This is a genomic window from Enterococcus sp. PLH-Efm8, from assembly GCF_053011625.1.
In genome coordinates, this window is sequence record NZ_CP172568.1 from 1,461,085 (window position 1) to 1,473,157 (window position 12,073).

Genomic DNA, 12,073 nt, shown 5'->3' on the forward strand with positions numbered 1-12,073 from the left:
TTTTATAAAATACCGATTCCTGCTAGCACAATTAATATTCCAGTCAGCCATAATAATGCTTGTGTGACTTTCAATCCTTTTTTCGTATAGAACAAGTACACACCCATTACGACAGCTAAAGGTAATATCCCTGGCACGATTTGATCAAGAATTTCCTGGATAACAAACTCACGTCCGGATATCGCAAATTTCAATGAAGATTCTACTTTTACATAGTTTCCCGCAAGCACCCCCATCATAAACAACCCTAAAACTGATAGCATTTCAATCGCTGTCTGAACACCAGTGTTTTGCATTAGGCCTGTAGCATTACGGCCCATAGTGAAAGCTTGTCTTGCGAAAAATACCCCTAGTAAAACCTGATACAACCCAAAGCAGATAAAAGGAAAAAGTGCGCCTAAAGGACTTCCCTGTTGTGCCCAAGGTACCGCGATTGCGATAAAAATATATTGGACGGTTCCTGAATCGATTGCATCTCCGATTCCTGCTAGTGCCCCCATCAATCCCGCTTTCGTGTTATACATCAAGTCATCCTGCATCAAGATCTCTTTTTCTTCATACTCTTCTTCTGCTCTTTGCTGTTCCATAGAAGACATTAGGCCAGTAATCACACCGCCACCCCAGCTTAATTGAGTGTTGAAGAACAGTAACTGCCGTTTATATGCTGCTTTTAAAGAGTCTTCATCTTTATAAAGTTTTTTCAAGATTGGCATCATTCCGTATAGTAGTGATGGCGCCAAGTAACGTTCAAAAGAGTGAGGAATTTCGTTTGCAAAATGCCATCTCAGATAGGCTTTTGTTACATCTTTTTTCGTGATTTCTTCAGGAGCACCTGTTTGATTATCCATTATTTCAGCCATTTCCCATTCCTCCTAAATTAAAATCCGTCATCATAGTCATCTTCGTCATCAAAAGATGCTGAATTGTTATTGCTTGTGGCAGGCTGTACTTGTTTCCCTTTTTGCGACTGGACAAAGATCAAAGCGATAATAATCCCAAAAATGGCATAAGTAACCATCGTAATATCTAAAGATTTCAAAACAACACTCATAAAATAAGCAAGGAAGAAAAAGACCAGATAATCTTTTCGACCGATAACGTATACAGTTGTCGCGATACCGATTGCCGCTAACCCTCCACCTACTACTTCAAGAATGTGGATAACGACTGTTCCCTCTAAAGCTTTGATTACATCAGCGATCAATGGCGCCCCTAAATATAAAGCAATGAAAACAAGCGGAACGAATAATAAAAATGAGGCAACCGTTGGATAAAGAATAATTGATCGGGCCATAGCTTTTGTATTCAAATCTTCTACAGCTTTGTCTGTATATTTACCTAAAAAAGTATTGATGAAAAAACGAAACTGATACAAGTAACTTCCGAGCAATCCGACTGGCACCGCAACGGCAATCGCTGCTTCTGGCGACAGATCCCCTAATAATGCGACTGGTACTGCGATAGCTGCTGCAATAGATGGTTCAGCTGGCATTGATCCTCCTGGAGAAAAAACCCCCATATAAATCATTTGCAAAGCGGCTGTAACAATCATCGCTTGTGCAACTTCCCCCATGATCAACCCGACGACTAATCCAGTCATCAAAGGAGAAAAACGTAAGGTCAACGTGGCTCCTCCACCTAACCAGCGGGACATAACCGCGGCTACCCATAAAGCAATCAACAAACTTTGTACTACACTTAATGTTTCCATGTGTCCTCCTCCTTCAGATCTTTCTGATATAACCTTCCAGTTCCATCATTGACTGTATCAGTGATTTCTGTGTTACCTCTATAGGAATCAAATGCACTTTCTCTTTCGAATCAATAAATTCAGCCATTTTATCTATTATCTGTTTATCTTTCGGAAATAATCCCATTTGTTCTAGAGAAACCGGCAGTTCTAATTCCCGATACAAAGGATATAACTCGTCTATTTTTTCCCAGCGACCTTCTAGTGCCAGTTGATAGAAAATCCCATACGCTACTTTTTCTCCATGTAGAAAACGATGGCTTTCCGGAATATATTTACTGATAGCGTCATGCATAGCATGTGCTGCCGCATTTCTTGCGTATTTATCTCCTAATCCTCCAACTAAACCAGCAACAGCAAAGATAATCTCTGAAAGCTGTTTGAACTCCGATGTCAGTTTTCTTTGTGCCATATCTTGGATTGCTTTAGCAGAATGATTCAAAATCTCTTCTTTGCAGATCTTCGCAGTATCTTGTGCTAGCTTCAAAAATGATTCATCTTGCAAAAAATCTTGTTCTAAGATGAGCTCAGATTCATACCATTTTGCTAGTGTATCTGCTAACCCGGCAATGAAATATGGAACAGGGGAATCAATCACTAATTGGGGATCTGTTATAAAAAAAGCAGCTTGTCTGTAAAAGTGTTCTGTTTTCCCTTCTGCTTGTCCATTCTCCTTATACATGACAGCAAGAGGTGTCCATGGAGCACAATTACTAGCTAAAGTAGGGATGACTCCGAAATCGATTCTTGCAAGATTGGTACTATAACCCACTAGATCGGTCAGTTTTCCTCCGCCAACGCCAACTACGAAATCGATTTCATTTTTTTGATGATTGTAGCTATTCGTCTGGCTTCAGCATAACTACATTCTCCAGAATAACGATGATAAAAAAATTGAATCGTTTCGTCATTCAAAAATACTAATTTAGGTAGCGCCTTTTCCCATGATACCGTTCCGTGGGTGACCAGTACTCTTTTCGCGCCGTATGATTTCAAGAGATCAGAAACTTTTGAAATACCACCTTCTTCATATAAATAAAATTGAGGGCCTGTTTTCACTTTTAAACCGTTCACCATTTTCTTCATCATCCTTTTATATAGTTGCTCTTTGTCTGGACAGAACGTTCAGGAAGAAGGTGCTGACTGATCTGTTCGACATCTCTGACACATTTTTCACCCATTGCTTCTAAACATTCCCTTGTGTAGGCCGATATATGTGGCGTAATCACTACTTGTTCAAACGCTAAATACGGATGATCTTGACGTCCCGGTTCTTCTTCTAAAACATCTGTGGCATATCCTGCGATCTTTCCGCTTTTCAGACCATTAATCATCGCTTCTTCATCAACTAGAGCGCCTCTTGCACTATTAGATAGATAAACATTTTCTTTCATCTGATCGACTTCTTTATCAGAAATCATGTGATAGTTCTCTTCTGTCAAATTCGCACATAAACAAATGATATCTGATTGTTCCAGTAATTCTTGAAGTTCTACTTTTTTTGCACCAAAGCTTTCGATGTATAAATCTGATTTGTAAGGATCATAAGCTAGAACATCACAGCGAAAACCGTTACGCAAAATTTCGATTACTCCGCTTCCGGTATTTCCTGCACCAATCACACCAACTGTTTTGTTAAACAGCGTCCTACCGACGAACTCCGCCCGATCTTCCCATCGATCGTCCTTGACTCTTGCTTGTGCTTGTGTCGTGCGTCGAAGCATGGACAACAAATTAGTTATATTATTTTCTGCTACAGCATTTCGTTCAACTAAAGCAGGTATGATAGATACGATTGTCTGGTGTTCTTTTGCTGCTTTTAAATCAATATTGTTGTAACCAATACCATGTCGGGAAATCAATAGCAGTTCATCTTTGTTTTCAAAAAAATCTCGTCGAAAAAATGGCGTAACACTTGCAATAATGATATTGAATCCTTTAAGTAACTCCGCTAGTTCTTTTCCTGGAATCTCTTGATCAACAGTAAAGAAATGAACGTCTCCAACTGACTTTAATCTTTCCAAGTGGTGTGGAAAGACTCTTCCGAAACTGCTGGAATTAACGATTGCTATATGATAATCTGGCATTTTACTCACCCTTTTCAACTATTTCATGTCCGCCAAACCCATTTCTTAGTGCTGAAACTACTTTTGCTGAAAAACTATCTTCTTCCTGTGAAAGATTCCTCATGAACAAACTAGTTGCAATTACTGGAACTGGAACAGCCATTTCTAGCGCTGTTTCAACCGTCCATTTTGCTTCACCTGATGCAGAAACGATTCCCCGATAATTACTTAAATTGGGATGTTCGTTTAACTGATCTTCCATGATTTCCATCAGCCAGCCGCGAATCACCGAACCATGATTCCAAACACGTGCGACTTGTTCCAAGTCAAAAGCATACTCACTTTTTTGTACAAGTTGGAATCCTTCACCGATTGCTTGCATCATTCCATATTCGATTCCATTATGGATCATTTTCAAGAAGTGTCCGCTTCCGGATGCACCAGCATACAGATATCCTCTTTCAATTGCTACATCTTTGAATAATTGTTCCACGGATAGAAAAGTTTCTTTATCTCCTCCAATCATTAAGCAGGCTTGATGTCGTGCTCCTTCGATTCCTCCAGAAGTCCCACAATCCAAGTAACCGATTTCATTTTTCTGAAACTCTTCTGCTCGACGGATTGAATCTTTATAATAAGAGTTTCCGCCTTCAATAATAATGTCTCCTGGTCCGAGTTTTGGAAAAAGTTTTCTTAACATGTTTTCGGTTATCTCTCCAGCAGGAAGCATTAACCAGATGATTTTTTTCTGCTCAAAAGTAGCTAGAAATTCAGAGATCTCTTGATAAGCAGGAATGTCATTTTCTCTTGCCTGACTAACAGCTGTACTTGAAATGTCGAGTCCTTGTACTTTGTGATGGTGCTCTTTTAAGTTTAAAGCTAAATTCAATCCCATTTTTCCCAAACCAATTACACCAATTTCCATGATAGCGCCTCCATTTCTTATACCCTCATTATACAAAAAAATTTTTTTGTAAATAGATTTTACAAAAATATTTTTTGTTTGATTTTTTCCTACTCTCCTTGTATCTTTAACATTAATGAGAACGGAAAAAATGATAATCTTATTATGAAAATGAGGAATTCTCATGAGCGTCTCCATAAGACTACAAATCAAAACAATGTACAACGACTTCAGCCCAAAAGAACAGGCTATCGCCGATTATATTTTAGAAAATCCAAGCAAAGTAAGTCATAGTCCTATTAGCAATTTAGCAAGTGAACTGGGCATTGCTGACTCTACTTTTTTTCAATTTACAAAAAAACTTGGTTATAATGGATTTAAAGATTTTAAAATGGCCATGTTGATCCAAGAAAATGATCTATCTGCTATTTCTATCCACGAAAATATTCAGAAAACAGATACTGAGCTCACTATGGCGCAAAAGGTGTTCGAGTCTAGTATTTCAACTTTAAATGACACAAAAAAGTTGTTACAACAAAAGGATCTAAAAAAAGCGGCTACTATTATCAATGAATCTAAACGTGTCTATTTTTTCGGTGTTGGCGGTTCAGAGATTGTAGCAACTGACGCTTATCATAAATTTTTGCGTTCCCCTATCGCAACTTCTCACAGCACGGATTACCATATTCAATTGATGGAAGCTTCTTTATTGACGGAAAAAGACTGTGCTGTTTTGATTTCTCACACAGGGCAATCAAAAGAAACAATCCATATTGCTGAAACCGTAAGAAAAACTGGAGCAAAAACAATCGTTATTACTAGCCAAGCTAATTCTTCCCTTGCTAAACTTGGCGATGTCGTTTTTATTTCTATTTCTGAAGAAACAGAATTCCGATCTGAAGCTTTAGCTTCCCGTATTTCTCAACTAAGCATTTTGGACTCTCTATATGTGATTTTGATGTTTTACAACGAAAAAGAATCACGTCGTTCTATCGCTAAAGTTCGACATACTATTTCTGAAATCAAAGAATAGCACCATAACAGAAAAAGCGAAAAATCCATAAAACAAAAAAAGCCACTACCAAATATTTGGTAGTGGCTTTTTTGGTTCTGCAAGGGTGGTACAGAACATCAATAGTCGGTGGGTTAGAACGTATGTCATCGCATCTTTGGAGAAGGTTGTATTGGTATTATTCGAGTTACTTGTTAGATGCGATAACAAAGTTAGTATACAGTAGTAAAAAATTTATCTTTTCTTTTTTTTATTATTTTTGTTTCTTATTTTCTAAAAAATTAAAAAAAATTTTGGTGAATTAAGTATTTCCTTGATAACACTGGCTTTTGGCCTCATTTTAGGTTATCATTTGTAATTTTATTTCACAGTTGATATGATTGTTATGTAAAATAAAAAAGTTTAGGATACATCGAATTTTTGGGGAAATTCTTTTGGGGGTATCCTAAATCTTTTCTATTATATTCCCATATTTTCTATTATTGGTCTAGACGTATGATGGTAAACTTTGTACCTATCTGATTGCTGAATCATTAATTGCTTATCATTAGCCATCTTTGTTTCAAGTTCGCTAGATGATCATTTTATTCACATCCTAACAAACTTGTCACATTTATAGATTCTTAATCTATTTATCATACAATTATAAAAAAGGAGGTGCTGCTTATGAAAGCTATCCATATTTCTTTGCTTTTTTTCGCTAGTGCATTGATTTTATTTGCTATTCATCTTTGTTCCCAGCCTTATATCAATAACAACGGAATATTAGTGGAACCAGCATTCTTTTGCTTACCACTCGGCTTTTTGTCCCTTCTTGCCTCCGCAGGCTTCGGATTTGTTGCTTTTTTTAAACGATCAAAACAACAAATCTGACTTATAAAATTTACGTAAAAGAGATCGTGACAATAATCGTGTGATATTCCCAAATTTCGAATAAAAGGTGCCCCTTGCCATCTCTAACTCCTCAGTCACAAGTTACAATATTCATAAACCATGAAAAGCTTGTTTATTGAAATTGCTCCTTGTGACTTGGAGCTAAGTGACAGATTACAACCTCTTTTGCATCATAAGACTTTACTCCTTGAAAAACATTACTAACTTTTGATATGTTTCTTGCGCTTGTTTATTGCTGAAATCAAACTGATATTCATGGTTCAAAACAGCATTTTTCTCCGCATAATCTACTTTTGTGACTTTCACCCCCGCTTTCTCAAATACAGAAGTTACTTCTTCCATTTGTTTCGTAAACGTATTTGTATTTCCATCCGTTAAGAATGTGTTTTGCGTCCAACGATCCGCATGTCTGACCAAGGCTAAACTTTTGACCTTCTCTGATTGTTCAAAGTCCTTATTATCAAAGTAAGCCCATCCACATTTTTCATAAAGAAAGCTAGAGATTTTATCACTTACTTGAGTAAGTGCAGAAGGATCCAACAGACCAGACAAAGAAATAAACTTCGTAATCTGCTTGTTCTCCAAAGTCGGATCAAGATGATCAGCTTTTTTAATTTCTTCATTTTGAAGTGCTAACAAATATTCTCCACTAATTTGTGCACCTGCCGAATTTCCACCAATCGAAATATTCGACCAATCTGCTTGATCTTTTATCTCTTTTTTAGCTGCTTGAATGGCTTCGTTCAATTGGATAACTGGTGTAGGATGTTTTGCTTCCGGTGATCGTTCATAATCTATATTTACGATGATTTGCTGCGTGTCTGAACATAGATATTCCAAATAATCACGACAATCATTTTTATCCCCTCCTACATATGCGCCTCCATGCATCCAGAAAAGAATCGGTAATTTTTTCTTTTCCACTTTCGGTGTGTAGATATCCATATTATTATTTTTGTACTTTGAAGGATAGGATATTTCTTTTTTTATATCGATTTGTTCGATTTTTTGCTGGAAATCATCTGGTCGGGCATATACTTGTTCTTTTTCACTTGTGTCAAATTGTTTTCTAACAAGCAAGCTAATCGGCTTTGGTGTGATTTGATTAATCAAAAATACAGTGACTAAAATAACTACGATGATAACTGGTACTGCAATCACTATTCGCTTGAACCATTTCATTCATTTACCCTCTCTTTCTTCGCCAAATCCATGTGATAATCGTGCTAACAGATAAAAATCCACCTGAATAAATGAGAAGCGAATGTTTCTTTTCTCCAGTTTTCGGCAACATTCTTTTTTTGCATCTGTCTTTTTTTGTACTTTCACTGTCATCTGAATCGGTTGCGTATCATCACTTGATTGATCCTCTCGAGGTTCATTCTTTCCCTTATTGTCTGCATTCTCTGTCGGATCTTGCTTTTTTGGTGGAGCTACTGGGATTTTTTTGTAATCGCCGATTGTAAAATTAAGCTAGACAACTAAAAAAGTCATTTGTGCTACACTCAAAATAGTTCCGTCGAAAGAATTATAAGGAGTGAGTGCAAATGACCTATACCCATCTTACACCAACTGAACTCGTAATGATAGAAGCTTATTTCAATCAATCACACTCTGTTTCAAAAGTAGCCCATCTGGTACAACGTTCTCGACAAACCATTTATAATGTCTATCGTTTTCTTAAATCTGGTGGAAGCGCAATAAGCTACTATGAACAATATAAGAAAAACAAACGTAACTGCGGAAGACGTCCGATTGTGTTACCAGATGGGCAACAAGAATACATTCAAAAAAAGGTGGCTCAAGGGTGGACTCCAGATGTCCTTATTGGTCGAGCAGAGTTTCCTATTGCTTGTTCGGTACGTACACTATATCGGATGTTTAAAGATAAAACCTTTGACCCTCACGATTTACCAATGAAAGGGAAAAGAAAACCAAACGGACATAAAGAAAAAAGAGGAAAACAAGCTTTTCGCCGTTCGATTCAGGATAGAACAACTGATTATATACAGTTCAATCATGAGTTTGGTCACCTAGAAGGTGACACCATTGTCGGTGGAAAACATAAAAGTGCGGTGATCACGTTAGTTGAGCGATTATCTAAAGTGATCATCACCTTGAAACCCGCTGGTAGGCAAGCTATAGATATTGAGAATAGACTGAATCAATGGTTTCAATCTGTACCGAAACACTTGTTTAAATCCATCACATTTGATTGTGGAAAAGAGTTCTCGAATTGGAAAAAGATTAGTAATACCAATGATATTTCGATTTATTTCGCTGATCCAGGAACACCTTCTCAACGAGGACTAAATGAACATTCGAATGGCTTATTACGTAAAGATGGCTTATATAAAGCTATGGATTTTAATAAGGTATCCGAAACCTTTATCCAATCGGTGGCATCAAAACGAAATCATATTCCTAGAAAATCATTACACTATCGCACACCATTGGAAGTATTTTTGAGTTACGTAGGTAAAGATGATTTGTCTAGCTTAATTTGACAAACGAAAAATAGAAAATAATAGTTGGTATCGTCTCATTAAAAATCCCTTCAGTCGGTCCTTCAACATTTGCTAATTCGTATCCTTCGAATGTCTTTTGCTCTGTCATATAATTTTCTCCATAAGCTCCGTAAAGCTGGATTTCGTCCTGGTCTTTGAGTAGACTTTTATTGTTTTCATCCACATACTTTACGTTTATCTGATCATGGAACACTACTTTCAAAAAGTCCGTTACATGTTTCGTGTAGGCAGCATGGTCAACTTCCTGTGCCTTTCCATGCCCTGCTCCTTCTACTAATAAAAGATCTTTATACCCTCCTGATAACTCATATAATTTTTGCGCGTTAGACACAGGTACTACATCATCTGCTGTTCCATGGATAATCAATTTAGGCAATGAATCTGACATTCCAATCGTAGGTAGAGCAGCTTTTGTATCCAAATGCATCTCCTGATCAAAATAGTATTGTTTCAAAAGGCCCATAAATAAATCTTCATGCTCTTGATCCCCAATGATGTCTAACTGATTTTTTATGGCATCCGGTAGTGCGGGGGCTACTGTCTGGCTGTACGTAAAACGTAGTTGTTCATCAATTGATGCAAATCCGCAATTTTCAATAATTCCTTTGACATTGACAGGAATATCTTTCGCTAATACAGACATCATCGTAGCTGCTCCCATCGAACCACCATAAAGTAAAATCTTTTGAGATGGCCGCTCTCGAACTTCTTGATTTATCCAGTAAAGGACGTCATCTGACTCATATTGTCCATAGGTCACATAATCGCCTCCGCTATTACCAGTCGCTCTGGAATCAACAAATAATAAATTATACCCGGCCTTATAAAAATCATTGTATTCTTCTGTAACGATCCCGTTATTCCAATTCCCTCGAAATCCGCCATGGATCATGACTGTTTTATCTGAACCTTGATCGACATAATATGCATATACATCCATCATTTTGCCATCTTGTTTGTTTAGTACAGTTTGATGAAGTTGTTTTGTATTTGGATAGAAGCCTGTGTTTTCTGTAGGCGTTGTCCCATCATCTGTACCTCCAAGCATCGACATCAACACACTGTTTTTTGCAAAAGCGATATCGTACAATAGATAAGTAGCAATCAGATGTTTGATAATCTCTTTATCTACACCATAATCATTAACAGCAAGCTCAGTGACTAATAACTCTATTAATTTTGACTTGATGTCTTCTGTTGGTCCATTAAGTATTTCTGTCATCTGTTTACCGAAGTAATTCAAATATTCTTTACCATTGAAATTTTCACCTTTACCGATATCATCATTTTCTGTCCCATTCTCTTTGTCACTTACTTTAGCAGAAGAGGATTCGTCGTTTGACATTTTTGTAGCTGTTGCTTCTTCTGTTTGTTGGTTATCTGTGGTAGCGGTCGTTTCTTGATCTGTGCTAGTAACAGATGTCTCAACCGTTGTTTCAGTATTTGTTTCTGTTTGTGAAGTACTCGATTTCGTTTCATTTCCAGCATCAGTAGTTTCTGTGGTTTCTACCTCCCGAGATTCCGATTCGGAAGAAATGCTCTCTCCATATACTGTCCATTGCGGGACGCTTGTACTTACAGCAAATAAGATGACCAACGCTCCCTTTAATACTTGTTTTGTTCTCAAGCTATTCACTCCTTTTTATGTTTCTAGGAGAATTATATGTAAACGCAAACATTTTTTATACAAAAAATAAATGGTTTATCCCATAAAAATAGAACAGGATTATTTTCTCATTTTACGTAATAAAGCAGAATGGATAAACCAGTATCCATTCTGCTTTTTTTAAACGAAGAAACAACTTATTGCTCCAAAAATGTCAGAAATCGTTTATCCCAAATTTTCTCGTAAAAAGCGATTGTTTCCTTTGCTTTCATAAAAGGATTATCATAAGTTGTCGTTGCTCCTCTACACATCATAAGCTGGTATCCTAATCCATGAGCAAACTTCACAGTCGTATCTATACAATACTCTGCTTGTGCCCCACATAATTCGATCGAATGACAGTCCAATTCAGTTAATAAAACACTCAAATTAGTCTTATAAAATGAATTCGCATGGGTTTTTCTCACAAAATAACTGTGCTCAGGAATAGATAATTCCGACAATAGCTCCCATGGTTTTGTTTGTGGCACTAATTGAGCATCTTCGTGTTGAACGAAAATAACTGGTTTCCCAATCGTTTCGTATGTTTTGATTCTTTTATTCACTAATGCTGTCACTGTTTCTAATTCGTGTATCGGCGAAGAATCAAAACATACCCCTTTTTGTAAATCGATCACTACTATTGCGTCGGCTGTGTTTGACATACTTGTGCCTTCTTTCTTTTTTCTTGATTTAATAGTATTTCTTATCTAGCTAGTTCCATTATACGTGACAACATTTTCTTATTTTACACCTCTAAATGGCACTTTTCGACTATTTCTTCATGTTATTATTTCATAAATACTTAGCTATTGGAGGAATGTATGATGATTAAATTGTATACAGGTTCTGGCTGCTCGTCTTCAAGACGCGCAAAACGTTGGCTTATCGTCCATGATATACCGTTTATCGAACAGAACTTAATTCGTCAACCACTAACCAAAAATGAATTTATCCACTTACTAAAATTGACAAACAACGGCGTGACCGAAATGCTCTCTACTCATTCTATTAGTTATAAAAATCTTGTTCACAGAATAGATGAACTCAGTTTGAGTGAACTATATATTGAGATTCGTACATCCCCTTCTTTATTGAAAAAACCGATTATCTACGACCAATCTGCAAAACTTTTGACTGGATTTAGCGAAGATAAAATCAGGATGTTCCTTTCTAAAACTAAAAGAAAGCAAGAGCTCAACGAACTCTTGCTTTCTGGTCATCTTGTCGATTTTAAAGAAAATAATCTTTTTGCAATGTCTTAATTTTGGCAT

The 12,073-nt window shown here is 36.9% G+C and carries 12 protein-coding genes and 2 pseudogenes; 4 read left to right on the plus strand and 10 right to left on the minus strand.

Annotated elements, in window-relative coordinates:
• Nucleotides 1-2: 2 nt before the first annotated feature.
• From ACIFUW_RS07285 to gnd, 6 genes are read right to left on the minus strand one after another with little or no spacing between them, the layout of a single operon-like run.
• The gene (locus ACIFUW_RS07285; protein ID WP_002296647.1) at nucleotides 3-860 is read right to left on the minus strand and encodes a PTS system mannose/fructose/sorbose family transporter subunit IID; all 858 of its coding nucleotides are present in this window, start codon (nucleotides 858-860) and stop codon (nucleotides 3-5) included.
• Between the two features lie 17 nt (nucleotides 861-877).
• Entirely contained in the window at nucleotides 878-1,711 is an 834-nt protein-coding gene (locus ACIFUW_RS07290; protein WP_002296646.1) for a PTS mannose/fructose/sorbose/N-acetylgalactosamine transporter subunit IIC, read from the minus strand.
• Nucleotides 1,712-1,724: 13 nt separating this feature from the next.
• Complete coding sequence (locus tag ACIFUW_RS07295) at nucleotides 1,725-2,522, minus strand: iron-containing alcohol dehydrogenase family protein (RefSeq protein ID WP_169040311.1); 798 nt, start codon at nucleotides 2,520-2,522, stop codon at nucleotides 1,725-1,727.
• 32 nt (nucleotides 2,523-2,554) lie between these two features.
• Entirely contained in the window at nucleotides 2,555-2,839 is a 285-nt protein-coding gene (locus ACIFUW_RS07300) for an alcohol dehydrogenase (protein WP_002321677.1), read from the minus strand.
• Complete coding sequence (locus ACIFUW_RS07305; RefSeq protein ID WP_002296641.1) at nucleotides 2,836-3,837, minus strand: D-isomer specific 2-hydroxyacid dehydrogenase family protein; 1,002 nt, start codon at nucleotides 3,835-3,837, stop codon at nucleotides 2,836-2,838. Before ACIFUW_RS07305 ends, ACIFUW_RS07300 begins: the two co-directional genes overlap by 4 nt.
• A 1-nt stretch (nucleotide 3,838) precedes the next feature.
• Nucleotides 3,839-4,741, minus strand: coding sequence for a phosphogluconate dehydrogenase (NAD(+)-dependent, decarboxylating) (gene gnd, locus ACIFUW_RS07310; RefSeq protein WP_002296640.1), 903 nt, complete (start codon nucleotides 4,739-4,741; stop codon nucleotides 3,839-3,841).
• A gap of 163 nt (nucleotides 4,742-4,904) precedes the next feature.
• Here gnd and ACIFUW_RS07315 point away from each other — a divergent pair, with 163 nt between their 5' ends.
• Nucleotides 4,905-5,753, plus strand: coding sequence for a MurR/RpiR family transcriptional regulator (locus tag ACIFUW_RS07315; RefSeq protein WP_002296639.1), 849 nt, complete (start codon nucleotides 4,905-4,907; stop codon nucleotides 5,751-5,753).
• 645 nt (nucleotides 5,754-6,398) lie between these two features.
• Nucleotides 6,399-6,605: a DUF3955 domain-containing protein gene (locus ACIFUW_RS07320; RefSeq protein ID WP_002296638.1), complete on the plus strand. Its 207-nt coding sequence runs from the start codon at nucleotides 6,399-6,401 to the stop codon at nucleotides 6,603-6,605.
• A gap of 201 nt (nucleotides 6,606-6,806) precedes the next feature.
• On the opposite strand, the gene ACIFUW_RS07325 is transcribed toward ACIFUW_RS07320, so the two are convergent.
• The gene (locus ACIFUW_RS07325; protein WP_002296637.1) at nucleotides 6,807-7,808 is read right to left on the minus strand and encodes an alpha/beta hydrolase; all 1,002 of its coding nucleotides are present in this window, start codon (nucleotides 7,806-7,808) and stop codon (nucleotides 6,807-6,809) included.
• A gap of 4 nt (nucleotides 7,809-7,812) precedes the next feature.
• Nucleotides 7,813-8,078, minus strand: a pseudogene (locus ACIFUW_RS07330) (LPXTG cell wall anchor domain-containing protein); the annotation flags it as partial.
• 95 nt (nucleotides 8,079-8,173) lie between these two features.
• On the opposite strand from ACIFUW_RS07330, the gene ACIFUW_RS07335 reads away from it, so the two are divergent.
• Complete coding sequence (locus ACIFUW_RS07335; protein WP_002305939.1) at nucleotides 8,174-9,133, plus strand: IS30 family transposase; 960 nt, start codon at nucleotides 8,174-8,176, stop codon at nucleotides 9,131-9,133.
• On the opposite strand, the pseudogene ACIFUW_RS07340 reads toward ACIFUW_RS07335, so the two are convergent.
• Nucleotides 9,123-10,790, minus strand: a pseudogene (locus tag ACIFUW_RS07340) (alpha/beta fold hydrolase); the annotation flags it as partial. The gene ACIFUW_RS07335 and the pseudogene ACIFUW_RS07340 sit on opposite strands and share 11 nt — an antisense overlap.
• Nucleotides 10,791-10,957: 167 nt before the next feature.
• Nucleotides 10,958-11,464, minus strand: coding sequence for a cysteine hydrolase family protein (locus ACIFUW_RS07345; protein ID WP_002296634.1), 507 nt, complete (start codon nucleotides 11,462-11,464; stop codon nucleotides 10,958-10,960).
• A 159-nt stretch (nucleotides 11,465-11,623) separates the two neighbouring features.
• Here ACIFUW_RS07345 and ACIFUW_RS07350 point away from each other — a divergent pair, with 159 nt between their 5' ends.
• Nucleotides 11,624-12,064 (plus strand): Spx/MgsR family RNA polymerase-binding regulatory protein, encoded by a 441-nt coding sequence (locus ACIFUW_RS07350; RefSeq protein WP_002296633.1) that lies wholly within the window; start codon nucleotides 11,624-11,626, stop codon nucleotides 12,062-12,064.
• Nucleotides 12,065-12,073: the final 9 nt, after the last annotated feature.